This window comes from Dissulfurirhabdus thermomarina, assembly GCF_012979235.1.
Taxonomy (GTDB): domain Bacteria; phylum Desulfobacterota; class Dissulfuribacteria; order Dissulfuribacterales; family Dissulfurirhabdaceae; genus Dissulfurirhabdus; species Dissulfurirhabdus thermomarina.
In genome coordinates this window covers 150,098-175,804 of sequence record NZ_JAATWC010000005.1, presented here as the reverse complement: position 1 = coordinate 175,804, position 25,707 = coordinate 150,098, and the positions used below count along the sequence as shown (strand labels likewise).

Below are 25,707 nucleotides of genomic sequence, written 5' to 3'. Positions count from 1 at the left end.
CCTTCCGGGAAAAGAGAGCGCCGATGTCAATAGATCGCTTGACCCGAGACGCATCGGCGGCGGCCAGGACGGGGCCCCGCACCGCCGGCCCGGGCGGAGCGGGTCCTTCGGCCGGAAGGCGTGGCCCGGGGCGGCTTGAATTCCCCGCCGTCCTTCACTAGGTTGGAAGGGACACCGACTCCTCTTCGCCGGAGGTCTCCCATGTCCGCTCTCCGCCCGCTCTCCCATGTGCTCGCCGCCGCGATCGCCCTCGCCCTCCTGCCGGGCTGCGCCCCCAAGGTGCACCGGGTGGCCCCCGAGACGGTGATCGACCTCAGCGGCCACTGGAACGACACCGACTCCCGCCTGGTGGCCGAGGCCATGATCCGCGACTGCCTGGAGCGGCCCTGGCACACCCGTTTCGCCCAGGCGCACGGCAAGCCCCCCGTGGTGATCGTGGGCACCATCCTCAACCGCAGCCGGGAACACATCAACGTCCAGACCTTCACCAAGGACCTCGAGCGCGCCCTGGTGAACTCCGGCCAGGTGGAGGTGGTGGCGAGCCGCACCGAGCGGGCGGAGGTCCGGGAGGAACGCCTCGACCAGGCCGTCAACGCCGCCGAGGAGACGGCCAAGGCCGCGGGCCGGGAGACCGGAGCCGACTTCATGCTCAAGGGGACCGTCAACTCCATCACCGACCTCGTGGAGGGCAAGAGCGTCATCTACTACCAGGTGAACCTCGAGCTCATCGACCTCCTGACCAACCGCAAGGTCTGGATCGGCGAGAAGAAGATCAAGAAGTACATCGAACGGAGCCGGTTCAAGCCGTAAGCCGGGCCCATGCGCCCCCGGCTCCACCGATTCCTGGCGGCCCTCCTCCTGCTGCCGCTCCTGGCGGGCTGCGGCGTGAGCGCCCGCTACCAGGCCCGCCTCACCGCGGAGCTGGCCGCCGGCCGCTATGAGGCCGCCTGCGCCCTGGCCGAGAAAGGCGAAGGGGCCTACGGCCGAAACGCCCGCCTCCTCTACCTCCTCGACACCGCCACCCTGGACCTCCTGTGCGGACGCCCGGAGGCGGCGGTCCAACTGCTCCAGCGGGCGGACGACCTCGCCACCGAGCTCTGGACCCTGAGCCTGTCGCGGGAGGCGGGCACCTACCTCGTCAACGACTACCTCCAGCCCTACCCGGGCGAGGACTACGAGCGGGCCTTCATCAACATCGTGGCCGCCGTGGCCTACCTGGCGGCAGGCGAACCCGAAGAGGCCCTGGTGGAGTGCCGCCGCCTGGACGAGAAGCTCACCCTCCTCGACGAAAAGTACGGCGGAAAAAACGTCTACAAGGAAGACGCCTTCGGCCGCTACCTGAGCGGCCTCATCTACGAGGCGCTGGGCGAGCCCAACGACGCCTACATCGCCTACCGGAAGGCCTACGAGGCCTACCTGGCCTACCGGGAGCGCTACGGGACCCCGTTCCCTCCGCCCCTTCGCCGCGACCTCGTCCGCCTGGCGGCCCGGCTCGGCTTCGACCAGGACCTGGCCGAGTACCGGCGCCGGTTCGGACCCGTCCGGCCGCGCCAGGGCGCCGCCCCCACCGGCCGCGTGGTGCTCATCCACTTCGACGGCCTCGCTCCGCGCAAGGTGGAGGACCGGGCCGTGGTCCCCGGCCCTTCCGGCCCCATCCCCCTCGCCTTCCCGAGGCTCGTCTCCACGCCCTTCGGTGCGGGGCCCGCCCGCCTGCACCTGATCCGCGGCGGGAGGGACGCCACGGCCGCGGCCGAGCCCTTCCTGGCGGAAGACGTGGAGCGGATCGCGCGCCGGAACCTCTCGGACCGAAGGGCCCGGGTCGTCGCCAAGATGCTGGCCCGGGCCGCCCTCAAGCAGGCGGCCATCCACCAGGCGACCCGCCGCATCAAGGACGAGGGCGAGCGCCGGACGGCCCGGTTCCTCCTGAACGTGGCCAACACCTTCATCGAGCGGGCGGACACGCGGTCGTGGCGGTATCTGCCGGCCCGGATCCATCTCGTCGTGGCGGACGTCGCCCCGGGGCGGTACACTGCCCGGGTGACGGTGCCGGACCGGCCCCCGGTCCCCCTCGGGGAGGTGGCCGTCCCGGCCGGCGGCGTACGCTTCCTCTTCTACGAGACCATGTTCGCCCGGAGGACCTCCAAGCCATGAACCGCGGACATCCCCTCCTCCAGGCCCTCGCGGCCGGCTGCATCGCCTGCCTGGCCGCAGCCTGCGCCCCGGCGACGGCGCCCCCCGCCGCCCCGCTGGCCGAGCCCTCGCCCGCCCAGGCCGCCTACCCGGCCGCGCGCTACCTCACCGCCGAGGGAACGGGCCGGACGGCGGCCGACGCCAAGGACGCCGCGTTGTCGGAACTCGCCCGGGTCTTCGAGGCCCGCATCGAGAGCGAGGCCGTGGATTCGGTGAAGGCCGTCTACGGCGAGGGAAAGGACCAGGAAGACTGGCTGCGCCAGGAGATCCGGACCCGTCTCCGGGTGACCTCGCGGGTGGCCCTCGAGGGCGTCCGGACGGACACCGTGTGGCGATCCTCCAAGGACGGCCTCTACCATGCCGTGGCGGCGCTGGACCGGGACCGGGCCGCCGCGGCCTGGCGCGCGCGCCTCGAGGAGGTGGACGCCACCATCTCGGGGGCGATCTCGGCCCTCGCCGGCCGGAGCCGGCTGGCCCGGCTCCTCGGCCTCCGCCGTGTCCGCGACCTTTGGATGGACCGGTCGGTCGTGGCCTCCCGGCTCCGGGTGGTAGGCCGCCCCGCCCCGCCCCCCCCGTACGACATCCGAGCGGCCATCGGGGAGTTCTCGTCCCTCCGGGCGGACCTCAAGCTGGCGGTCCGGGCCGGGGGCGACGCCCCGAAGGCGGTGGAGGCGGAGACGATCCAGGCCCTCACCCGGGCCGGGCTCTGGGTGACACCCGACGAGGCGGCCGCCGACGCCGTGGTGATCTGCCGGGTCCAGGTCGAGGACGTCCCGCGGAGCGCCCCCGGCTGGCACTACGCCCGGGCCCACGGGGCCGCCGGGGTCCGCGACACCGCCGACGGCCGGACGGCCGCCACCTTCAGCGCCCAGGTGCGCGAGGCCCACGTGGAGGCCGACGAGGCCCGGAAAAAGGCCGCCCGGGCCCTGGCGGCCAAGCTGGCCGCCTCGGTGGCCGCGCTCTTCCAGTAGGGGCGCCGCCCGGGAGCGGCGCCCGGGGAGACGAGACCGCATGTTGGAACGGTCCGACATCGATCTGCTCTCGAGGATACCCGCCTTGTCCCCCCCGCGGGCGGAACTTCTCTCCCTCATGAAAAAGACCGGGGTCAAGCGCGCCTATGCTCCGGGGGAGGCCGTCTTCTGGGTGGGAGAAAGGGTGGACCGGCTCTTCGTGGTGGCCTCCGGATCCGTGGAGGTCTACAAGGACGACTTCGAGGGCAGGAAGCTGACCTTGTTCAAGTATTACAGCGGCGACATCTTCTGCCTCGCCACCCTCAACGTGGAACGGGCCTTCGCCAATGCCCGGGCCGTGGAGACCTCCACCCTCATCTCCTTCGAGAAACGGGTGGTGGACGAGATCATCGCCGCCTGCCCCGATTTCGGGCTCAACTTCCTGGGATGCCTGTCCTCGAAACTCGTCTGCTTCTCCATCATGGTGGACGACCTCGCCTTCAAGGACCTGACGTCCAGGCTCGCCAAGCTCCTGCTGGTGACCCGGGAGACCTCGCGCCCCAACCGCATGAAGCTCTCCCTCGAGGAACTGGCCGCGCGGCTCGGCACCTGCCAGGAAGTCGTCTCGAGGGCGCTCCGGAAGCTGCGCGAGGAGGGACTGGTCGAGAGAAGGGGACACCGCATCCTCATCACGGACCCGGACGGATTGCGCGACCGGGCGGAGAGGGGCCATGACCACGGCGACGGCGAGCGGTAGGCGAAGGGGCCCCGACTTCGAGCTCCTCCGCGGGGTCCCCGTCTTCGAGGGCCTGCCGCCGAGCGCCCTGGAAGACCTCCTGGCCGCGATGGAGCGAAGGGTCTTCCGGAAGGGAGACCTCGTCTTCACGCAGGGGGAGAAGGTGGAACGCCTCTACGTCCTCGAGCACGGGCGGGTCGAGGTCTTCAAGAGCGACATCACCGGAAAGCGCCTCACCCTCTGGTTCGCGAAGGCCGGGGACGCCTTCTGCCTCGGGAACCTCTTCTCCGAGAGCGCCTTCGCCAACGCCCTCGCCCGGCAAGATTCCGTGGCGCTCGGCATCGGGCGCGAGGACCTCTTCCGGGCCCTCCGGAAGGAAGCGGGCCTCATCCACAGGTTCGTCGCCTGTATCTCCCGGAGGCTGGCGGCCTACGCAGAGATCGTGGAGACCCTCGCCTTTCGGAGCGTCCAGCAACGGCTGGCCGCGTTCCTGTGGCGTTGCGTCAGCCTGGATTGCACCAAGGAGATGACCTGCACGGTCACCCGGAGCGAGATGGCGTCCCTTCTGGGGACGAGGCGCGAGGTGGTCTCCCGGGCCCTCCGGCGCCTTGGGACGGCGGGCATCATCGAGCTCGTCCCGTCCGGAAAGGCGCGGCATGCCAAGGTGCTCGACCCGGATCGGCTCGAGGCCGTCGCCCGGGGAGACCTTTCCCTCTAATCGTCTAGTAGTCGTCGATGGGCTTCGCCCACTTCAGCCGGATCCAGCGTTCGCCGCCGGCCTTCTCCCCCTTGCCCTTCTCCGGCGCCCGTCCCTCCCCGGAGACCCCGGCGGCCGGCCCGCCGCCTTCCTCCGGGTGGCGATCCGGCGGCTGCGGCAGAACGACGCCGGTGATGGCATCCCCCTTCCCCTCGAAGGTGACCTGGTCGATGAGCCCGTGGTAGGTGATCCGGATGGAGTTGCCGGATTGGAGGCGGATCACCATCTCCTCGGCCAGGCAACCGCCGGCGAGGACCAAGATCCACATCCCCCCCAAAAGGCCGAGCACGAGAGGTCGCATCGTCCCCTCCCGGCGTGACAGGCGGCGGCCCCCCGCCTCCTGGCTCGCGAAGGAGCCGCCGCCGTCGCCGCCTGTCAGATGGTGACCATGAATTCGAGGGTCAGGATATCGGCGTCCGTGAAGGTCCGGTTGGTCGTCTGGCTCAGGTAGTCGCCGAACTTGGTGGGCTTGTCGTATTCCATGTGCTGGTACTCCACGGAGAAACGCAGGTTGAGATCTCCGAGGGGGAAGTAGTTGAAGCCGCCGCCCCATTCCTCCACGGTCTGGTCGTCGACCCCGTAGAGGTTGGCGTAGTCGAAGCGCTCGTAGCGGCCGAACGGCTGGATGATGCCGTCCTCGAAGACCCGGAAGGGCAGGACGTAGCCGGCCTTCACGTACCAGCCTTCCCGCTGCCCGACCAGGCCGCCCACGATGGTGTTCAGGTCGGCCACCGCGCGGGCCGTCTTGTAGGCGTCGTCCAGGTCGACGTTGAGGTACATGCCGGTGAGGGTAAGCCAGTCGCCGTTGCCCACGATGGGGATCTCGAGGAAGGCGTCGGCCGTGAAGGCCCAGTAATCCACCGTCTTGTCATCCAGCACCTGCGCTTGCAGGAACCCGGGATTGCCCGGAGCAGCCGCCGGGGCCGTGTCCTTGAAGGCGGCATCCGCCTCGTAGGCGCCCGCGACCCCGATGGTGAAGATCTTCCCCTTCTTCCCGAGGTAGGTCCCCTCGTAACCCATGGACGTCGGACCGTTTTCGGGATCGAGGGCAGAGTAATGGAGCCGCAGCACGTACTCGAGGTTACTCTCGGGCTCCGGGCTGGTGTAGAAGGTCTGGTCCACGAAGGGGTTGGGGAACTTCGCGGTCCCGTCACGTCCCTCCATCACGGCCGCCCAGTACTTGAGATGGTCCTCGAAGAAGTTCCCCGATACCACGATTCCCATGTCCCGGCTGCTCTTGGTGGCGTCCACCCCGAAGGGGGTATAGACGTACCGGGAACGCTCGGTGGTCAGGGGGGCGAAGCATTCGTCCAGGTTCGCCCGGGTGAGGGGGATCTTGGTCATCCCGATCTTGAGGTTCAGCCAGTCGGCGAGGAGCCCGATCAGGTAGGCGTCCACGACCCGTATCCGGCTGTTGGCCTTGTCGTTGGTGTTGGCGATGGAGAACCCGGGGCCGCCGAACTGCCGGTCGACGCTGGACCCGCCGCAGGTCTGGAACTTGGCGCCCCAGGTGTCGTTCAGGAACCCCGTCAGGGAGATCCGGGTCCGCCGGAGGTTGAGATCCCACCGGCCCTTGTCCCCGTACCGGCCGGAGCCGAAGTCGGCGTAATCGGCGATGCCCTGGAGCTTCACATCCATCTGGAGGTAACCCTCGTCTCCGAACTCGATGAGGGGACCGGCCGCCGCCAAGGCCGGCAGGAGGAACCCCGTCGCCAAGACGAGACAGACACAGATGGCACGCAACTTGTCACGGGTCCGTTTCATGAAGTGCACCCTCCTTCCGTGGAACTTGAGTTGTTGTGCTCCACCCCGACTTTCTTCCTTTAAAGCCGGACATGGGAGGGCTCACAATGATATCGGTCACGGGTTTATGTGACCTTGGTCAAGAATCGGGTCCCCGGAGCTTCGCCGCCGCACGGCGACGATCCCGCCCCCGCGCCTTCCGGGAGGCGGGCGGCCGGCCCAGGATGCGGAGGGAGTGCGGGAACGTGCGAGGACCTGCAGGGCCGCCTGGACGGTGCCCTCCCCGGGCCAGCCGGCCGGTGACCGCGGGGATCCTGGAGAAACGTGTATCGGTCGCCCCGGCGGGGGGCCGTTCAACCCTCCGGCCGCTCCCGGCGCACGGGCTCCATGCCGCTCTTGTCGATGGCGTAGGCGCCGGGATCACCGGTCACGGGCAAGAGGAGGCACGAGACGAACCCGAGCCTCGATGGATCCCGGAACTGGGCGAGCCCGATGGTCATCCCCCGGTGGCCGGCGGCCGGCTGGGCCCGGTAGGTCCCGAAGATCCGGTCCCACCAGGGGAAGTTGAACCCGAAGTTGCTGTTGGTCTCCCGGATGGCCACCGAGTGGTGCACGCGGTGCATGTCCGGTGTCACCACCAGGAGCCTGAACACCCGGTCCAGCCGCGGCGGCATCCGAACGTTGCCGTGGTTGAACATGGAGGTGGCGTTGAGCAGCACCTCGAAGATCACCACCGCCGCCACCGGCGGGCCGATGGCCGCCACCGCCCCCACCTTGATGCCCAGGGAGACCAGGATCTCGACCGGGTGGAACCGGAGGCCGGTGGTGACGTCGATGTCGAGGTCGGCATGGTGGACCATGTGGAGCCGCCAGAGGAGCGGAACCGCGTGGAACATCAGGTGCTGGAGATAGATCACGAGGTCCAGGGCGAGGACCCCGACCACCACGGCCGCCGGACCCGGGAGAAGAAAGCGGTTGAGCAGCCCCCACCCCGCCGCCTGGGCCGCCACGGCCGTGGCCACCGCCGCCCCGGGTGCCACCAGGAAGACCAGGGCGTTGTCGAGCCCGATGATGGAGAGGTTGGTGAACCACCGGCCGGGCTTGGCCACCGTGAGCCGCCGCCTCGGGGCCGCCGCCTCCCAAAGGGCCATGAGGACGAAGATCCCCGCGAACGCGGAGAGCCGAATCCACAGGACCCGCTCCATCTCAGGCGATCCGCACCCGCTTCAGCCGCAAGGCATTGGCCACCACCGAGACGGAGCTGAAGCTCATGGCCGCGGCGGCGATCACGGGCGACAGCAGGATCCCGAAGTGGGGATAGAGGACGCCCGCCGCCAGCGGCACGCCCAGGGCGTTGTAGACGAAGGCGAAGAAGAGATTCTGCTTGATGTTTCGCATGGCGGCCCGGCTGAGCTTCCGGGCCCGGACGATCCCCGTGAGGTCGCCCTTGACCAGGGTGACACCGGCGCTCTCCATGGCCACGTCGGTCCCGGTCCCCATGGCGATGCCGACATCGGCCCGGGCGAGGGCGGGGGCATCGTTGATGCCGTCGCCGGCCATGGCCACCACCCGCCCCTGGGCCTGGAATCGTTCCACCGCCTCGGCCTTCTGCTCGGGCAGGACCTCGGCCACCACCTCGTCGATGGCCAGGCGCGCGGCCACGGCCTCGGCGGTGGCCCGGTTGTCGCCGGTGAGCATCACCACCCTGAGTCCCTCCCCGTGGAGCGCCGCTATGGCCCCCGGCGTGGTCTCCTTGATGGGATCGGCCACGGCGACGAGGCCGGCCATGCGGCCGTCCACCGCGAGGAACATGACCGTCTTGGCCTCGCGCCGCATGGCCCCGGCCTTTTCCCCCAGCGGCCCGGGCTCGATGGCGGCCTCCTCGAGGAGCCTGGCATTGCCCAGGAGGACCTTGCGCCCCCGCACCTCGCCCGAGACCCCCTTGCCGGTGTGGGACTCGAAACCCGAGACCGGGTCGAGGGCCACGCCGCGCGCCTTCGCCCCCTCGACGACGGCGGCCGCCAGGGGATGCTCGCTCCCCTGCTCCAGGGAGGCCGCCAGCCCCACCACCTCCGCGGCCTCGAAGCCCCCGGCCGGCACCACGTCCACGAGGCGGGGACGCCCCTCCGTGAGGGTGCCGGTCTTGTCCACCACCAGGGTGTCCACCTTCCGCAGGGTCTCGATGGCCTCGGCGTTCCGGAAGAGGACCCCCATCCCGGCCCCCTTCCCGGTGGCCACCATGATGGACATGGGGGTGGCGAGCCCCAGGGCGCAGGGGCAGGCGATGATGAGGACCGAGACCGCGGCGATGACGGCGTGGGCAAGCCTGGGCTCCGGGCCGTAGAGAAACCAGACGGCGAAGGCGACCAGGGCCACCAGGATCACCGCGGGCACGAACCACCCGGCCACCACGTCGGCCAGCTTCTGGATGGGGGCCCGGCTCCGCTGGGCCTCGGCCACCATGTGGACGATCTGGGCCAGCAGGGTGTCCGCCCCCACCTTCTCCGCCCGGATGAGGAGGGAGCCGGTGGTGTTGACCGTGGCGCCGATGACCTCGTCGCCCGGCCCCTTCCGGACCGGCAAGGGCTCGCCGGAGATCATGGACTCGTCCACGGCGCTGGCGCCCTCCACCACCACGCCGTCCACCGGGACCTTCTCGCCGGGACGCACCCGGAGGATGTCGCCCGGCTGGACATGTTCCAGGGGAACGTCTTCCTCGGAGCCGTCCGCGTCGACGCGCCTGGCCGTCTTGGGCGCCAGGCCGAGAAGCGCCTTTATGGCCGCGCCGGTCTGGCTCCTGGCCCTGAGCTCCATGACCTGCCCCAGGAGGATCAGGGTGACGATGACCGCCGCGGCCTCGAAATAGACACCCACCAGCCCCTCCGGGGACCGCATGGCCGCCGGGAAGAGGCCGGGGAAGGCGACGGCCGCCAGGCTGTAGAGGTAGGCCACCGAGACGCCGAGCCCTATGAGGGTGAACATGTTGAGGCTGCGGTTTATCACCGACCGGAGGCCCCGGACGAAGAAGGGCCATCCCGCCCAGAGCACCACCGGGGTGGCCAGGACGAGCTCGACCCACTGGAGGGTCCGCTCGGAGAACCACCGCTCCATCACCGAGGCGCCCGGGATGAGACCGCGCATGGCGATGACGACCAGGGGGACGGTGAGGACCGCCCCCGCCACGAAACGCCGCCGCATGTCCTCGTACTCGGGGTTGGCCGCTTCCCCGGCGGGCGCCGCCACGGGCTCGAGCGCCATGCCGCACTTCGGGCAGGTACCGGGGCCCTCCTGGACCACCTCCGGATGCATGGGGCAGGTGTACTCGGCCACCGGGGCCTGGGGGATCACGGGTTCCAAGGCCATGCCGCACTTGGGACAGGTGCCCGGCCCCTCCTGGTGGAACTCGGGGTGCATGGGGCAGGTGTAGCCGCCCTGCAGCGCCGGGGCCGGCGCAGGAGCGGCGGTGCCATGGCGATGCCGGCGGGGACCGTGGCCCTGACCCGCGCCGGCCGACCCGACGTACCGCTCCGGGTCCGCCTTGAACTGCTCCAGGCACCGGGTGGAACAGAAGTGATAGGTCATGCCCCCGTGCCCGTAGGGAATGAAGGCGCCCTCCTCGTCGGTGGACATGCCGCACACCGGGTCCACGTACCGCCCTTCCCGGTCACTCATCCCCGCCTCCTCTCCGGACCTCGTCCGGGTGCATGACGACCATGATGGTCCGCGTGGAGATCCCCACCACGATACCGAAGAGTACCATTCCCACCATCCCGAGCGCCATGCCGATCACCTTTCCCGCCGCAGTGACCGGAACGATGTCGCCGTAACCCACCGCCAGGGCGGTCACCACGGCGAAGTAGAAGGCGTCGAAGAAACCGATGGACTCCACCACGGAGAACAGCCACGCCAGCGCCGCCACCACGGCCGAGAGCACCAGGAGCACCGGGACCACGTGCCGGAGGCACCCGAAGAACCGGCCGACGAAGGTGAAAAAGACGTCCATGCGTTTGTCCTACCCGGATCCCGACGGCGAGTCAAACCGCGCAGGACCGCCGGGGAGCGCACCGCCCGTGCCGGTCCGGCGTGAGAGACAGCGGCCGGCAGGCGGCGTATCGCGCCGCTCGTTCCGCCGGGCGTGTGGACCTCCACCCGGTTTCGCCTATAATGGGCCCAGGAGGATCAGTACATGCATTTTGCCATCGTAGGCGCCGGCAGCATCGGCTGCCTCTTCGGCGCCTTCCTCTCCCGGGGCGGCCACAAGGTCTCGCTCGTCGAGGTCCGGCCCGAGATCGTGGACGCCGTCAACCGCCACGGAATCGGCCTCCTGCCCATGGGGGCCTCGGACCCCTCCCAGATCGCCTTCCACCCCGCCCGGGCCTTCCTGGACCCCGCCGACATCTCCGGGGCCGATGCCGTCATCCTCGCGGTGAAATCCTTCGACACCGCCGCCGCCATGAGGGGGGCGGCCCGCCTCGTCTCCGACCGCTGCCCGGTGCTCAGCATCCAGACGGGCCTCGGGAACCTCGAGGTCATGGAACGCTTCGTCGACCGCTCCGCCATCCTCGGGGGCTTCACCTACATGGCGGCCACCGCCGTGGCCCCGGGCCGGGTCCACCACGGCGGCACCGGCCCCACGGTCATCGGCGAGCTCGACGGCCGCCGCACCCCCCGGGTGGAAAAGATCGCCGGGGCCCTCGGAGCGGCGGGCCTCGAGACCCGGGTGGACGACCGGGTGGTGAGCCGCCTCTGGCACAAGGTCATCGTGGTCTCCGCCATCAATGCCGTCTCGGCGGTGCTCAAGGTGAAGAACGGGGACCTCCTCGCCCACCCGGAATCCGTGCAGCTCATGGAACGGCTGGTGGACGAGGGCCGCGCGGCCGCGGAGGCCGCGGGGGTGGACCTGCTGGGGGAAGACCTCCGTGCCCTCCTGCACGAGACCTGCCGCGCCACCGCCGAAAACCTCTCCTCCATGTTCCTCGACATCCTGAACGGGAGCCGCACCGAGATCGACGCGGAGTGCGGCGCGCTCTTCCGCTACGGCCGGGAACGCGGCCTTCGACTCCTCACCCTCCAGACCTTGTCCGAGCTGGTGACGGCCATGGAGAAGCTCGGCCACCACGGCGCGGAGGGCCGCCATGGCTGAGCGGGCCCCGGACGCCGCCGGGCGCACCTGGCGCCGGCTCCTCGTCGCCGTGAACGACACCGAGACCGCCATGCGGGCGGTCCGCTACGTGGGAGAGATCGCCGGGTGCACGGCGGGCATGGAGGTGACGCTCCTCCACGTCTACCCGGAGCCGCCGCCGGACTACTACACCGCGGGACGATCCCTGGACGACTACCGGGGGCTGAAGGAAGCCGAGGCCCGCCGTCTCTTCCAAAGGGTGACGGATCTCCTCGGCGCCCACGGCATCCCCCGCGGCCAGGTCCGGGCACTGGCCCGCATGTCCGACGGCCGGACCATCAGCGACGCCATCCTCCAGGAGCTCGCCGCCGGCGGCTACGGAACGGTGGTGCTCGGGAAGCGGGGGGTCTCCAAGGCGGAGGAGTTCCTCTTCGGCAGCGTCTCCACCACGGTGGTCCGCCGGGCCTCCGGGTGCACCGTCTGGGTGGTGGGATGACCGCCGGTGCGGGCAGGGAAACCGCCGCCGCGGCCGCGAGGGAGACGCGCCGAGTCCCCGCACGCCAGGCCCCTGGCAGACGCCACACCCAGACATAAGGAGATCGCCCCCATGACACCAGCCACCCCGAGACCCCGCGCCTTCCCGCCCCTCGCCCTCTGCCTGTGCCTCTGCTGCATCGCCGCCCCGGCCCGGGCCGGGTGCCTCACCGTGACCGCCCCGAACGGCGGCGAGACCCTCTTGCTGGGGACGGCCGCCGCCATCACCTGGACCTCCACCTGCGCCCCCGGGACCCGCGTCCGGGTCGTCCTCCGGAAAAACGGCGCCTACGTGGGCGACATCGCGGCGGACGTGCCGGCCGCCCCGGGTTCCTTCACTTGGCAGGCGGGCCGTTACCAGGGGGGTACGGCCCCGGCCGGCTCCGGCTACCGGATCCGGGTGAAGACCCTGGACGGATCGGCCTTCGACGACAGCAACGCGGGTTTCTCACTGCACATGCAGGCGGCCACGGTGTCCGCGACGGCTTCGCTCCCGGTGGACCTCGAGCTCGAAAACATCCTCTCCGGCGCCTGCCCCTACGGCCCGACCCTGGCCGGGGTGGACGCCTTCTACATGAACGACCTCAAGGTGCACGTCCGGAACCGCTCCCAATCGACCGTGAAGGAATTCCGGGTACGGGTCACCTACTACGACCTCGCCCGGCAGCGGAACGAAGTGGTCACGCGGGACGTGAAGGCCCTCGGCCCGGGCGAGGAACGGATCGTGGACCTCGTCCGGGCGCCGGTCCTCGTCCGGGCCGCCACCGGGATACGGGGCGCGGTGGTCCCCCTGGGCCGCCTGGTGGACCCCGACATGAGCAACAACACCCTGGGGGTGCGGCGGTGCAACACCCGGGTCACCTCCGGAACCGGCCGGCCGGCCGGCTCCGTCATCCAAGACATCCTGGGGCGGTGAAGACGGCGGGCGAAACGGGCCCGCTGCGGCCTCCGCCGCGGGCCGGCACCCACCGGGGTTCCACGGCCCCCGGAAACCGCCGGCCAGGACCCGAACCGATGGCGCCCCGGCCCGGCCATGCCCCGCCCCCCTCTCCGCCCCCGATGGGCCGCCCGGAGGATCTCCCCCCGGCCATCGCCCGGCGCCTGGCCGAGTACCTCGAGGCGCGGCACGTCCGCCGCCGGCCCCGCGTCTTCCACGACACCCACCGCTGCATGGCCATCGACTACGGCGACGTCATCGTCCTGGAGGGCCGCTACTACGTGGTCACCGGCCACGAGCGGGAGGGCCGGTTCGGCATCGACGAGCAGCCGAAGTTCTGGGTGAAGCGGGCCGTGGACCTGGAGACCGGCGATCACCGGATCCTGAAGCTCGTCTTCCACGAGACCTTCCAGATCACCCTGGGCCGCTTCCGGGTGACCTGCTACCGGAGCCCCGAGAAGGAGGCCCGCGTCCTGGAGCTGGTCCGGGGGGATCTCCGCTTCATGCAGGGAGAACCGGTGGAAGACGCCGCCGGGAACCTGGTCCGGGTGCTGGAGATCATCCGCGGCCAGCGCCTGGACAACCACATCGCCCATCTCGGGGGTTCGCATCGGCACTACTTCCACCGGGAAGTCCCCCGCCTCCTCCGCCTCTTCCTCGAGGCCCTGGCCGCCATCGACACCCTCCACGCCCACGGCTTCAAGCACGGCGACATCCGCCGCGACCACGTCCTGATCGACGCCGCCACGGGGCGCTTTCGCTGGATCGACTTCGACTACGACTTCTACCTTCCCGAGCGGCCCTTCGCCCTGGACCTCTTCGGCCTCGGCAACATCCTCCTCTTCATCGTCGGCCGCGGCAACTACCGGCCCCTCGACGTCTACGAGAACCCGGCGCTCGGGCCCAAGGTCATCGACCGGCTCACCACCGACGACCTCTCCCTCCTCTTCCGGGACCGGATCGTGAACCTGAAGAAGCTCTTCCCCTACATCCCCGAGGAATTGAACCGAATCCTCCTCCACTTCTCTGCGGGCGCCCGCGTCTTCTACGACTCGGCGGACGAGATCGCCGAGGACCTCGAGCGGGTCCTGGCCGGCTTCCCGGAGCCGCCCCCGGGGAAGAAAGGGAAGGGGACGGCGCGCCGCGGCGCCGCGGGCCCTCCCCGGGCGACATGACGGCCCCCTCCTTGCATTCCCGGCGGACCGCCCCTTTAATGATGGCGTCCCCAAAAGTCGCGAGCTTCGGATGTTCTCGTCGTTGCGGCGCGCTCAAGTACGTTTCATTCCTCGACATCCTCGCGCCTTGCATTTGGCGATTTGTGCCGATCCTCCACTCAGAGGACTTTTTACGAGGCCATCCTTCAATGGACGGGGAAGCGGCGGCGGGATCGAACCTTTCCCGCCGATGGTGCCACTGATGAGAGAACCGGGCACGCAATCCGAGGAACGGCTGCTGGCGCGGGTCGCGGCGGGCGACGAGGCCGCCTTCCGCGACCTCTACGAGCGGACGCACCGGCGGCTCTACTACTATCTTTTGCGGCTGCTGGCCGACCCCTCGGATGCGGAGGACGTCCTGGTCGAGACCTTCACCGAGGTGTGGCGATGCGCCAAGAAATTCCGCGGACGCTCCCGCGCGACCACCTGGATGGTGGGCATCGGGCGGAACCTCGCCATGAACCGGCGGCGGCGCACGCAGACCCACGTCTCGCTGGAGACCCTCGCGGATCCCCCCGGAGAAGGCGGGGTGGACCTGGCCGGCGCCGACCGCCGCCGGGTGCTCCGGGCGGCGCTGGCGCGGCTGTCGCCGAAGCACTGGGAGGTCCTGGACCTCGTCTTCTACCAAGGGCTCCACTACCGGGAAGCGGCCGAGGTGCTCTCCATCCCGGAGAACACCGTGAAGACCCGGGTCTTCTACGCCAAGGACGCCCTTCGCAAGGCCCTGGCCGAGATGGGGGTGAGGCGGGATGACCTCTGAGCGCGAACGCCTCCGGGGACTTCTCCCCCTCTACCTGAACGGCTCGCTCCCGGAGGGCGACCGGGCCGCCGTAGAGGCGGCCCTGGAGCGGGATCCCGGGCTGCAGGCCGAACTCCAGGAATGCCGGGAGATCGCGGCGGCCTTCGAGGAGATGGAAAGGTGCGTGCCCTGCCCCTCGGAGGCGGTCTACGGGCGGATCCTCCAAGGTGTCCGGGAGACCGTCCCGGGGCCCTCCCCGTCGTGGCGGCGGTGGACCGCGCCGCTTCGTGACCTCCGGCTGGCCTGGGGCCTGGCGGCGGTCCAGGCGGCGGCGATCCTCCTCCTGCTCGTCGCCCCGCCCGGGTCGGGCCTCCGGACCTTGACCGCCCCCCGCCCCACCGCGGAGCGGGCCGTGGCCGTGAACGTGGTCTTCCGGCCCGACGCCCGGGAGCAAGACATCCGGGCGCTGCTCGTCCGGGTGGGGGCCACCATCGTCGACGGCCCGTCCCCGGAGGGGCTCTACGTGATCCGCGTGCCGCCGGGGGCGAGGCCCGAGGCGCTCCTCGAGCGGCTCCGGCGCTCCGGGGTGGTCCGCTTCGCCCGGCAGGCCTACTAGCCGGCGGGTCCCCGTGCCAGTCCGTCCCTCCCCCCGCCCCGGCCCGGAGCCACGGAAAGGCCCTTGCGCCGGGGCGGCGTGGGGGTGGACCCTGCTCCTCGCCGCCCTCCTGCTCGCCGGCGGGCGGCCGGCCCTGGGCGCCCCGCCGGTCCGGCTCGTCCGCCCCGCCGAGGGTGCCCTCGTCACGGCGAAGCGCCCCCTCATCGAGTGCGAGTTCGCCGCGCCGGTCCAGCCCGGGGGCCTCCTCGTGCTCCTCGACGGCGTGGACGTCACGGGCGCCGTGGAGGCCACCCCGGCGGGCTTCCGGTACCGGCCGGTGGAGATCCTCCCCCCGGGCCCGCACCAGCTGGAGGTGGCCGTCACGGAACCGGGCGGTGCCGAGGCCCGGACCGCCTTCACCTTCTCGACCCGCCACAGCCGGCTCCTTCGAGAGGCGGCCTCGCAGAACGTCCTCTCCGCCGTCTCGGAGGTGCGCCTGGCGAAGCCCGCCGACGTCTCCGGCGTCCCCGCCGCCAAGGTGGAGGCCGAGCTGGCCGACGAGACCCGACTCGGCGAGGATGCCTGGTCCCTGGACTTCCACTCCCGGCTCCGCTACCTCGACCAGGACGCCCCTGTGGCCCCGCCCCTGGAGAAGGGCCTGCGGCTGGCGACCTACCTCCTCGGGCTCACCCGGGAGGGGGAACGGCTGCGACTCCGCGCCGAGCTCGGCGACGTCCGGATCGAGCTTACGCCCGCCACGATCCAGGGGCTCGCCCGCCGGGGCGGGCGGATGGAACTGGCGGGCGGCGGCCTGCGGCTCGAGGCCTTCTCCGTGGATAGCGCCCCGGCCTACGGGCCTGGCAGCGAGGTGGGGGTGGGGACCGGGGCGAAGGACCACCTCGCCGGGGCCCGTGCCGGTTTCGACGCCCTGGACGGGCGATTCCGGGCCCAGGCCCTCTACGCCGAGGGCGGCGAAGAGGCCGGCACCACCCTCGGCCTGTGGGCCGGCCCGGCGGGCGACAAGCGGGGCCGCGTCCTCGGTCTCGCCGCCGCGGCGGACCTCTTCGGCCGCCGCCTCACCACCGAGGCGGAGCTGGACCTTTCGCGGTTCGACCCCGACACCTCGGACGAGTTCGACGCCGCAAACGACAAGGCCTGGAAGGTCCGGGCCGCTGGGTTCGCGGGCCGCTACTCCTACGAGGCGGCCTACGAGTACACGGGCCCCGCCTACGACGTGATCGGCAACCAGGGGCTTCAGAAGGACCGCGAGGGATTCCGCCTGGCCGGCGGCGCCGCCTTCGGGGTCCACGCCCTGAACCTCTCCTTCTCGCGCTTCCACGACAACGTGGACGGCAGCGATCTCTTCGCGCGGACCACCACCACCCAGGCCGCACTGGACTACGGTTTTTCCGGGATCCCGTCCCTCCCGGCCGGGCTCAACCTCCAGGTCGTCGCCCTGGACGCCGACGGCGGCCCCGCCACGGCGCCCCCCCTCCGGAACGAGACCACCACGGCGGCCGCCCGGCTCAACTGGATGAAGGGGGCCTGGAACGCGGGCCTCCAGGCCGCCTACTCCGTGCAGGACGACCGGACGCCCCAGGGCAACGACAGCACCACGGCCGCCGGCACCCTCACCCTCTCCTACACGGCCGGGAACCTCTCCCTCACGCCCAGCATCTCCTTCAACCGGGCGCGGCTGCCGGCCCTGCACCTGCGGACCGACACCACCACCGTCACCACGGCGCTCCGGGGAACGTGGCTCGGCGGCCGCCTCTCCGGCGACCTGGCCGGGACCTACAGCCGTATGCGCACCGCCGGCGACGCCCCGTCCGAGCAGGACAACATCCAGGCCGACGCCCGCCTGGCCTGGAACTTCGAGGCGAAGGCCCTGCCGGGCCCGGCCCGCCCGGCGGCGGGGCTTCTCCTCCGGTACGGGCGAAACCGCGACCGGACCCAGGGAACGGGGAACGAGGATCTCCGGCTCTTCCTGGTGCTGTCGGCCGCCCTGCCCTTCGCCTTTTGATGATGGCGTCGCGAGAGCCGCCAATGACGGTGGTGCTTCCCATCGCATCTTCGAGTACGCCCCGTTCCTCGCGATGGCCGCGCCTCGTCCTCGGCGATTCTCGCCTATCCATTCCGTGCCGATCCCGGAGCTTTATTGCCGGGCCATCCATGCAAATTAAGAGGGCATCATCGCTGGGGAATCAGAACATCGCTCCAGGTTCCCCGAAAAAATGGATCGACTCCCGGCCATCGCCGCCCCCCGCCCTCTGTGGCGGTGCCGCGCTCTTGGAAGGGCGCCGAATCCGCCTCCTGCCCGTGTGGATTTGGGTTCCGGCAGGCCGAATCCAGTCGAGGAGCCCGTCTCCCAGGCGACCAGAGGCGAGCCGGAGGCGACAGGATCGCAGCCCTCCGTTCCCCAAGCGGGAGGCCGGAGGATGAACCTCCCGCGCCCCGGACGCCACGAAATCCGTGAAGGAGGCCCCACATGAAGCTCCACCGCCTTGTCGCACCCGTGCTCGTCCTGGCCGCCCTGGCCGCCGTCCCGGCCGATCCCGCGGCGGCCGTGACCGTATCGGCGGCCCCCTCCCCGGCCGTGGTGACGCAGCCGGTGGCCGTGACGGTGACCGCAGACTTCCCCCTGGTGGGGGCCCCGAGCTGCACGATGGAGGTGAACTTCGGCGACGGCTCCCCCTGGACCGACGCCGGCACCTGCACCACCACGCCCTGCACCCTTTCGGGCCTCACCCACGTGTACGCGACCCCCGGGACCTTCACCCTGACCGCCCGTGAAAAGGCCGGGGCGTGCCTGACACCGCCCAATCCGCCCGACCCGGGGACGGGCACCCTGGTGGTCAACCCGCCGGCCGTGGCCGTGGCGGTCTCCCCGCCCGCCTTCCAGACGGCCCGGGGCGCCGCCGCCTCCCAGGCGCTCGCCTACCGGTTCACCGCCACGCCGCCCGCCTCCCTCACCCTGAGCTCCTCCAAGGGGGTCTTCCTGGCCGGGGGGCGGGTGGTGGGCGAGGTCCGGGCCCCGCTGTCCGCGGCGATCCGAAACGGTACGGCAATCGTCACGGAGGCGGTTCCCGTACCGGTTGCCGTGCTCGAGCGCGCCGAGCGGCTCGGCACCCCCCAGGTGGTCTACCAGCGACAGTTCTCCAACGCCTTCCTCTCCGCCACCGCCCTCGCCACCCTCACCCTCACCACCGAGGCCGGGGCCGATTTCCGGGTGACCCGGATCCAGCTCTACTTCGGCAACCGTCGGGCTGAGGCCGAGGTCGCGCGGAGCGGACCCGCCCCGAAGGCCTTCGCCGACGTCTGGTTCACCGGCTCCGGCCTGCTCCGCGGCTACTGGGAGGTGGACGGCCGGCGGCTCGCGGTGGTGGAACGGCACCTGGCGGCGGAACGGTTCGTGACCCTCCGCCTCCCGGATCCCCCGGGGCTCCCCACCTTCCAGGAGGGCACCCACGTGCTCCGGTTCGTGGTGACGGAACCGGCGCAGGAGATCCCCCTCCCGGAGGCCATCTACTTCGTCGCCAGCGGCGGCACGGCCGGAAGGGCCCGGATCGTCCTCCTCGAGCCGGGGGACGGCGGGAACGTCGCTGCCTCGAGGCCGGTCTTCACCTGGCGGGCGGCCCCCGGCTGCCGGACCTACCTGGTGGAGTTCCTGGAGCGGGCCGGGGAGAAGCCGGTCTTCTCGGCCTACACCCGCGCCACCCGCTACACGCCGCCCGCCTTCACCCTGGGGGCCGTCTTCCGCCCGGGCGGCCGGTATCTCTGGCACGTGAAGGGATTCGCGGCGGACGGGACCCCGAAGGCCGAAAGCGCCATCGGCACCTTTACCTTCGGCTCGAAGGCCGAGGTGGTCCCGGGCGAGATCCTGGTGGCCGCGGCGGACGACGCCGAGGGCGCCCGCGTCCTGGAGGCGGTCCAGGACCGGTACGAGCTCCGGCCGGTCCGCACATTCCGCCTCCGTTCCATCGGCTGGCGGTGCGCCGTGTTCCGGACGGACCGGGACGTCTTCCGCCTCTCCGCCGAGATCCGGCGGGAGAAGGGCGTGGTCCTCGCCCAGCCGAACTACGTCTTCCGGACCCTGTCGGAACCCATGTCCGACCTCCAGGGGCTCGGCCGCGAGCTCGACTTCGAGCGCCTCCACCGCCGCCTCCGGGGAAAGGGCGTTCTGGTGGCGGTGATCGACACCGGGGTGGACACCGGCCACGAGGACCTCCGGGGCCGGATCCGGTCCGCCCGGAACCTCGTTCCCGGCGAGGCCTACCGGGCCGAGATCCACGGGACCGCCGTGGCCGGCGTCATCGCCGCGGCCCTGAACGGCCGGGGCATCGAGGGGATCGCGCCGGAGGCGGAGCTCCTCGCCCTGCGGGCCTGCCGCCAGGCGGCGCCCGGGCGCCCGGAAGGCCGCTGCGTCTCCACCGCGGTGGCGGAGGCCGTGGACACGGCGGTCGCGGAACGGGCCGGGGTGGTGAACCTGAGCCTCGGCGCCACCGTCCCGGATCCGCTCGTCGCGCGGGTGATCTCGGCCGGGGCGCGCCGGGGCGTCGTCTTCGTGGCCCCGGCCGGGAACGTCCCGGGCCGGGGCGCCCTCGCCTTTCCCGCCGCCCACCCGGACGTGGTGGCGGTGGCGGGCCGGGACGCGGGGGGGAGGCCCTTCCCCGACGCGGAGATCGCCCGCATGGCGGACCTTTCCGCCCCCTGCATCCACGTCCTCACCACCACCCCGGGCGGGGATTACAACTTCCTCGACGGGACGTCCCTCGCCGCGGCGGCGGTGAGCGGCGTGGTGGCCCTGGCCCTGGGCCGTGACGGGAGGGTGGATCGGGGCGCCCTCCACGCCTCGGCGGGCGGCCTTTGCCAATGGGCCGAAAGGCTCCTGGCGATGCGCCTTTGCCGCGCCCCGGAAAGCCGGCGGAGCGGAACCGGGGCCCCGGCCACCCGGCGGTGAACCTTTCCGGCCGCCGCCGCCACTCATGGGCAAAACCGCCGGCGCACCCGCCGGCGCACCGAAAGGAGGAGGCCCACATGGAACCGAAACGTCTCACCGGATGCGCCGCGCTCGTCTTGGCCCTGGGACTTGCCGCCGTCCCCCCGGCGGCCCGTGCCGGGGGCGCCGCCGTCCCCGCCCTGGAGAAACGGGCGCCCTTCCCCAAGCGCCTGGCCGCGCTCCCGGACCTCGCCGTCACCGACATCCACCTCGACCCGAAGTGCCGGGTCATCGTCACCGTGAAGAACCTCGGCCCGGGATCGATCCCCGACGCGGCCTACCTCCGCTCCGGCGCCGTCGGCCTCCAGCTCTACAGAAACGGCCGACCCTGGGGCGGCATCGACCTTCAGGGCTTCGACCCGGGGCGCCAGCTCCAGCGGCCCGGGGGCTCCCTCACCCGGCGGGGCCTGGGCATCATGCCCGAACAGGTGGTCCGCCCCGGGCGGACCGTGACCATCCGCGCGTGGACGGACGCCGGCAACCAGATCAAGGAGGCCGACGAAGGCAACAACATCCTGGGCCGGAGCCTCTCCTGCGGCGCCCACCGGTACCGCTGACCCGTGGCCGGACGGCATCGGAGCCGGCAGGCTCCCGCCCCGCCGGCCCGGAAGGCTGCCGGTCCCGAGCTGCAGATCGCGCTCGACGCATCAATACATCCCAAGGAGGACACGACCATGAAGAAGACGACATCCCTCGCCCCGCTCGCCCTGGCCCTCGCGGCCGGCGCCGCCCTCGCCACCGCCGCCCTGGCGGGCCCGCCCATCCGGACCGCGCCCGTCGGCATCCAGGTGCAGAAGACGAAGATCGACCCGAGCAAGCTCCACTTCGCCGCCGACCTCCAGATCTACAGCCTGGGCGCGAAGAACTCGTGCCCCTGCCAGCCGGCCGGCGTGGACGCCATGCTGCTGCCGAACCTGGAGGTCGTCGTCACCAGCCAGACGCCGGGCATCCAGGCCGCCGGCACCATCACCGTGACCTACTTCGACCTGATGCAGGGACGCTCGGTCACCCGGAGCATCCCCTTCTCCGGCCTCGCCCAGGCCTCGCGGAAGACCTTCTCCATCTCCAACACGCCCCTGCTCGTGAGAAAGAGCGCCGGCATCCGGGCGGAGATCCGGCCGGCGCCGCCGGTCCAGGAGAAGAACCCCGCCGACAACGTGCGGATCATCCACCAGTGCATGTCCTCCTACGTGGTCCAGTAGGGGCGGACGGCGCCACCGCAGGCGGGGGCGGCCAAAGGGCCGCCCCCGCTTGCTTTTTGCCCGGCCGGTGGTTAAGAGAAGGGCCGACGATCGGCCGGCCATGCTCTTCAACTCCTACGAATACATCTTCCTCTTCCTCCCGGTGGTGGTGGCGGTCTACTTCGCCCTCAACCGGCGCCGGCTCGTGGCCGCCGGGAAGGCCTGGCTGGTCCTGGCCTCCCTCTTCTTCTACTCCTACTGGAACATCCGGTACCTCCCGCTGCTGCTGCTCTCCATCCTGGTGAACTACGCCGTGGGGACGGCGCTGGCGACGACCCGGCGACAGCGGGCGCCTTGGGAGGCCCTGGTCCCGCCCCGGCTGGTCCTGGCCGCGGGGATCTGCTTCAACGTGGGGCTCCTCGGCTACTTCAAGTACACGGACTTCTTCCTCGACAACCTGAACCGGGCCCTAGGGCTCCACCTCCCGCTCCCCCACATCGCCCTCCCCCTGGCCATCAGCTTCTTCACCTTCCAGCAGATCGCCTTCCTGGTGGACAGCTACCGGGGGGAGACGGCCGAGTACGACTTCCTGGACTACTGCCTCTTCGTCTCCTTCTTCCCGCAGCTCATCGCGGGCCCCATCGTGCACCACGGGGAGATGATGCCCCAGTTCTCCCGCATCCGGAACAAGCTGCCCAACCACCGGAACATCGCCATCGGGCTCGCCTTCTTCGCCATGGGCCTCTTCAAGAAGGCCGTCATCGCGGACACCCTCTCGGAGTGGGCCACCCAGGGCTTCGACACGGCGCCGGTGCTGAACCTCGCCGAGGCCTGGACCGCCTCGCTGGCCTACACCTTCCAGCTCTACTACGACTTCAGCGGCTACACGGACATGGCCATGGGAGCGGCCTACCTCTTCAACATCCGGCTGCCCCTGAACTTCAACTCCCCCTACAAGGCCGGCAACATCCGGGACTTCTGGCGCCGCTGGCACATGACGCTCACCCGGTGGCTCCGCGACTACCTCTACATCCCCATGGGCGGCAACCGGCGGGGCGTGCTCCGGGGCTACGTGAACCTGGTGGTGACCTTCTTCCTCGTCGGGCTCTGGCACGGGGCGGGGTGGACCTACGTCCTGTGGGGGACGCTCCACGGGTTGGGGTCGGCGGTGCACCGCTTGTGGCGGAACGCCGGCCTCCGGATGCCCACCTGGATCGGTTGGCCGCTCACCTTCCTCTTCGTCCACTGCACCTGGGTGGTCTTCCGGGCCCGCAACCTCCACGACGCCGCCAAGGTCTTCAAGGGGATGCTGGGGATGACGGGGGTTGTGCTCCCGGCGGAGTTGGCCCCGGCCCTCGGCCGGCTCGCCGAGCTGGGCGTCCGGTTCGGCGAGACCTTCGACTGGGTCAAGGGAAACGCCCGGGCGCTGGCGATCCTGGCGCTGGTGGCGGCCATGGCCTTCGCGGCCCGCAACTCCGTGGCCGTCGCCCGCGAACTCCGGCCCGACTGGAAGTCGGCGGCCTTCGTGACCGCCCTCCTCGTGCTGGGCGTCCTCCACCTCTCCCAGATGTCCGAGTTCCTCTACTTCATCTTCTAGGGCCGGGGAACGGAGCCGCATGAAACGCTACCGGGCATGGACCCGCCGAACCCTCCGGGCCTCGCTCGCCATCCTGGCCCTGGCCGCCCTCTTCAACTACGCGGTGGACCCCCTCCAGCAGTACCGCGCATCGACCTTCTACCGGACCTACTACGAAAAGCCCCGGTACCTGAACCCCGGCCTCGCCCGCACCCACGCCTACGACACGGCCATCCTCGGCTCCTCCATGATGCACAACTTCATCCCGAGCGAGATCGACAAGGCCCTCGGGGTCAAGAGCATCAAGCTCTCCATGGACGCCGCCTCGGCCCGCGAGATCTCGCTGCTCCTCCGGCTGGTGCTCCGGCGGCCCCAGACGAAGAACGTCATCATCGGGATCGATTTTCCGGCCTTCGCCGGCGCGCCAGACCGCCTGCGCTACGGGGCCGACACCTTCCCCTTCCACCTCTACGACGACAACCGCCTGAACGACTACCGCTACCTCCTCAGCATCGACACCCTCCAGTTCTCGGTGCGCGCCCTCGAGGCGAACTGGCTCGGCGTCCGGGCGAGAAAGCTCGATCCCGACCTCTACAAGTACTTCGGCCACAACCACGCCTTCGGCCGCGAGGTGGTGCTCAAGAAGTGGCGCGACGCCAACATGTTCCCCGAGCCCCCCGACTACTACGCCCTCCACAACCTGGCCCGGAGCTTCGACGTGAACCTCCTCGCCCACATCAAGGCCCATCCCCGGGTACGCTTCATCCTCCTGCGGCCGCCCGTCTCCCTCCTCATGTGGAAGAACGCCCCGAAGCCCGTCTTCCGCAACGCCCTCCTCTTCAAAGAATACATCTTCAACGCCACGCGGGATCTTCCCAACGTGGAGCTCTACGACTTCCAGGACGCGGCGGAGATCACCGCGAACCTCGACAACTACATGGACCCGGGCCACTACTCGCCGGAGATCAACCGCTTCATGGTGGAGTGCATCCGGACCGGCCGCTACCGGGTCACGCCGGAGAACTTCCACCCGCGGCTCGCGGCCTTCCGGCGGATGGTGGAGACCTGGCAGATCCCCGAAGACTGACGGCCTCGCAAGAATCCTCTGGGTGGATGGCCCAGCGGGAATCGCCGAGGACAAGGCGCGACCACCGAGAGAAACGAGGCGGCGCCGGAGACCACGCCGCAATGACGACAGTACCCGAAGCAACGCCGCAACCCGCGCATTTCTGCCGCGACGCCATCAATTCGGCGCCTCGGTGGAGGCGCGGGGCCGCCGTCGCCTGCGGCGGGCGTTACTTTTCTTTGCGTGCCCAAAGAAAAGTAACCAAAAGAAAGGGCAGCCCACTGTGGCGCCCCTCCCGTCCCGCCAACAACGTCGGCGGGACGGGGCGGGGTCCCCTCGGCGTCTCGGCGGGGCCGGGCGCGACGAAAAACTCGCCCCGCTTCGCGGGGCTCGGACAATTCGTCGCGCTCCTTCCGGCCCCGTCATCGACGCCTTCGGCGCCACAGAGGGCGGGGGCAGAGACGGGCCGAGAGTCAATTCATTCTTCCGGGGAGCCTGGAGCGGTGCTCTGATTCCCCAGCGGTGACGGCCTCGCAAGAATCCTCTGGGTGGATGGCCCAGCGGGAATCGCCGAGGACAAGGCGCGACCACCGAGAGAAACGAGGCGGCGCCGGGGACCACGAGGGGCCGAGGGGCTTGAAGCATCACCGCCAAGCGTTCCGCTTGGCGGTTCGCGCGACGCCATCGAGGACTAGGCCGCCCGCCCCCCCGGGACCTCGGGGTGAAGCCCCGTGGCCGGCTTGAGGTCCAGCACCGGGGTGCCGTCGCGCATGTCGAGGCCGCGCACGCGGAGCACCGGCCCCTCCACGGACAGGACCTCCACCACGGAGAGGCCGATGGGGTTCGGCCGGACCGGGGAGCAGATGCTGAAGACGCCGCGCTCGCGGTCCCGGTGCGGCGGCCGCTGGCGGAGGAGCTCCGGGGAAAAGGGCGGACTCTCGTGGAAGGCGAAGAGGACCACCACGCGGTCCCCGGGGCGGATGTCCGAGAGCCCCGCCTCGTAGGCCGGGTCGATCTCGATGGCGCCCTCCACCCGGGAGACCGTCCAGTGCCGGGGCACCTCGCCCGTGGGATTGCAAACGCGCCCGATGGGGTGCATCTCGAAGGTCATGGCCCTCCCTCCTCGCCCCCCGGGGGCCCCCGCCGTTGACGGCCAGCCGCCCGAGTGGCATATTCCCCGAAATTCAGGGGCAATCAAGGGTTGATTTCTCGTAAAGATGATGGCCTCGTAAAAAGTCTTCTGAGTGGATGGCTCAGCAAGAATCGCCAAATGCAAGGCGCGAGGATGTCGAGGAATGAGGCGTACGCTACGGTACGCCGCAATGACGAGAACATCCGAAGCAACACAGCAGTTGGCGCATTTTTGCG

The 25,707-nt window shown here is 70.7% G+C and carries 23 protein-coding genes; 17 read left to right on the top strand and 6 right to left on the bottom strand.

Annotation, left to right across the window (positions count from 1 at the left end; genetic code table 11):
• Positions 1-201 precede the first annotated feature (201 nt).
• The 5 genes from HCU62_RS07800 to HCU62_RS07780 are packed head-to-tail and all read left to right on the top strand — an operon-like array spanning position 202 to position 4,594.
• The gene (locus HCU62_RS07800) at positions 202-810 is read left to right on the top strand and encodes a penicillin-binding protein activator LpoB (RefSeq protein WP_163299641.1); all 609 of its coding nucleotides are present in this window, start codon (positions 202-204) and stop codon (positions 808-810) included.
• 9 nt (positions 811-819) lie between these two features.
• Positions 820-2,151 (top strand): COG3014 family protein, encoded by a 1,332-nt coding sequence (locus tag HCU62_RS07795; RefSeq protein WP_163299639.1) that lies wholly within the window; start codon positions 820-822, stop codon positions 2,149-2,151.
• Positions 2,148-3,161 carry a hypothetical protein gene (locus HCU62_RS07790; protein ID WP_169755546.1) on the top strand — a complete coding sequence of 338 codons (1,014 nt, stop codon included), beginning with the start codon at positions 2,148-2,150 and terminating at the stop codon, positions 3,159-3,161. Before HCU62_RS07795 ends, HCU62_RS07790 begins: the two co-directional genes overlap by 4 nt.
• Positions 3,162-3,201: 40 nt before the next feature.
• Positions 3,202-3,897, top strand: a complete 696-nt coding sequence (locus HCU62_RS07785; RefSeq protein WP_163299136.1) for a Crp/Fnr family transcriptional regulator — start codon at positions 3,202-3,204, stop codon at positions 3,895-3,897.
• A complete protein-coding gene (locus HCU62_RS07780; protein WP_163299135.1) occupies positions 3,872-4,594 on the top strand; it encodes a Crp/Fnr family transcriptional regulator in 723 nt (240 codons plus the stop codon). Before HCU62_RS07785 ends, HCU62_RS07780 begins: the two co-directional genes overlap by 26 nt.
• A 4-nt stretch (positions 4,595-4,598) precedes the next feature.
• Here HCU62_RS07780 and HCU62_RS07775 read toward each other — a convergent pair whose 3' ends face one another.
• From HCU62_RS07775 to HCU62_RS07755, 5 genes are all read right to left on the bottom strand, one after another.
• On the bottom strand, positions 4,599-4,934 hold the full coding sequence (locus HCU62_RS07775) for a hypothetical protein (protein ID WP_163299134.1): 336 nt from the start codon (positions 4,932-4,934) through the stop codon (positions 4,599-4,601).
• 74 nt (positions 4,935-5,008) lie between these two features.
• Positions 5,009-6,397: a selenite/tellurite reduction operon porin ExtI gene (gene extI / locus HCU62_RS07770; protein WP_163299133.1), complete on the bottom strand. Its 1,389-nt coding sequence runs from the start codon at positions 6,395-6,397 to the stop codon at positions 5,009-5,011.
• A gap of 332 nt (positions 6,398-6,729) precedes the next feature.
• On the bottom strand, positions 6,730-7,581 hold the full coding sequence (locus HCU62_RS07765; RefSeq protein WP_163299132.1) for a sterol desaturase family protein: 852 nt from the start codon (positions 7,579-7,581) through the stop codon (positions 6,730-6,732).
• A gap of 1 nt (position 7,582) precedes the next feature.
• Positions 7,583-10,048 carry a heavy metal translocating P-type ATPase gene (locus HCU62_RS07760; RefSeq protein WP_163299131.1) on the bottom strand — a complete coding sequence of 822 codons (2,466 nt, stop codon included), beginning with the start codon at positions 10,046-10,048 and terminating at the stop codon, positions 7,583-7,585.
• The gene (locus HCU62_RS07755) at positions 10,041-10,379 is read right to left on the bottom strand and encodes a potassium channel family protein (protein ID WP_163299130.1); all 339 of its coding nucleotides are present in this window, start codon (positions 10,377-10,379) and stop codon (positions 10,041-10,043) included. Before HCU62_RS07755 ends, HCU62_RS07760 begins: the two co-directional genes overlap by 8 nt.
• A 183-nt stretch (positions 10,380-10,562) precedes the next feature.
• On the opposite strand from HCU62_RS07755, the gene HCU62_RS07750 reads away from it, so the two are divergent.
• From HCU62_RS07750 to HCU62_RS07695, 12 genes are all read left to right on the top strand, one after another.
• Positions 10,563-11,519, top strand: coding sequence for a ketopantoate reductase family protein (locus HCU62_RS07750; protein ID WP_163299129.1), 957 nt, complete (start codon positions 10,563-10,565; stop codon positions 11,517-11,519).
• Positions 11,512-11,994, top strand: coding sequence for a universal stress protein (locus tag HCU62_RS07745; RefSeq protein WP_163299128.1), 483 nt, complete (start codon positions 11,512-11,514; stop codon positions 11,992-11,994). The genes HCU62_RS07750 and HCU62_RS07745 overlap by 8 nt, the downstream gene beginning before the upstream one ends.
• Before the next feature lie 111 nt (positions 11,995-12,105).
• Positions 12,106-12,948: a GPI anchored serine-threonine rich family protein gene (locus tag HCU62_RS07740; protein WP_169755545.1), complete on the top strand. Its 843-nt coding sequence runs from the start codon at positions 12,106-12,108 to the stop codon at positions 12,946-12,948.
• Between the two features lie 143 nt (positions 12,949-13,091).
• Complete coding sequence (locus tag HCU62_RS07735; protein ID WP_181448355.1) at positions 13,092-14,144, top strand: serine/threonine-protein kinase; 1,053 nt, start codon at positions 13,092-13,094, stop codon at positions 14,142-14,144.
• A 241-nt stretch (positions 14,145-14,385) separates the two neighbouring features.
• Positions 14,386-14,943, top strand: a complete 558-nt coding sequence (locus tag HCU62_RS07730; RefSeq protein ID WP_163298547.1) for a sigma-70 family RNA polymerase sigma factor — start codon at positions 14,386-14,388, stop codon at positions 14,941-14,943.
• Positions 14,933-15,538, top strand: coding sequence for a S8 family serine peptidase (locus HCU62_RS07725; protein ID WP_163298548.1), 606 nt, complete (start codon positions 14,933-14,935; stop codon positions 15,536-15,538). Before HCU62_RS07730 ends, HCU62_RS07725 begins: the two co-directional genes overlap by 11 nt.
• A gap of 13 nt (positions 15,539-15,551) precedes the next feature.
• Positions 15,552-17,540, top strand: coding sequence for a hypothetical protein (locus tag HCU62_RS07720; protein WP_163298549.1), 1,989 nt, complete (start codon positions 15,552-15,554; stop codon positions 17,538-17,540).
• A gap of 465 nt (positions 17,541-18,005) precedes the next feature.
• Entirely contained in the window at positions 18,006-20,477 is a 2,472-nt protein-coding gene (locus tag HCU62_RS12640) for a S8 family serine peptidase (protein ID WP_163298550.1), read from the top strand.
• Between the two features lie 77 nt (positions 20,478-20,554).
• The gene (locus tag HCU62_RS07710) at positions 20,555-21,073 is read left to right on the top strand and encodes a hypothetical protein (protein WP_163298551.1); all 519 of its coding nucleotides are present in this window, start codon (positions 20,555-20,557) and stop codon (positions 21,071-21,073) included.
• A 117-nt stretch (positions 21,074-21,190) separates the two neighbouring features.
• The gene (locus tag HCU62_RS07705; protein WP_163298552.1) at positions 21,191-21,718 is read left to right on the top strand and encodes a hypothetical protein; all 528 of its coding nucleotides are present in this window, start codon (positions 21,191-21,193) and stop codon (positions 21,716-21,718) included.
• Positions 21,719-21,818: 100 nt separating this feature from the next.
• Entirely contained in the window at positions 21,819-23,294 is a 1,476-nt protein-coding gene (locus HCU62_RS07700; protein ID WP_163298553.1) for an MBOAT family O-acyltransferase, read from the top strand.
• Positions 23,295-23,313: 19 nt separating this feature from the next.
• Positions 23,314-24,360, top strand: a complete 1,047-nt coding sequence (locus tag HCU62_RS07695) for a hypothetical protein (protein WP_163298554.1) — start codon at positions 23,314-23,316, stop codon at positions 24,358-24,360.
• A gap of 670 nt (positions 24,361-25,030) precedes the next feature.
• On the opposite strand, the gene HCU62_RS07690 is transcribed toward HCU62_RS07695, so the two are convergent.
• On the bottom strand, positions 25,031-25,450 hold the full coding sequence (locus tag HCU62_RS07690; RefSeq protein ID WP_163298555.1) for an SAM-dependent methyltransferase: 420 nt from the start codon (positions 25,448-25,450) through the stop codon (positions 25,031-25,033).
• Positions 25,451-25,707: the final 257 nt, after the last annotated feature.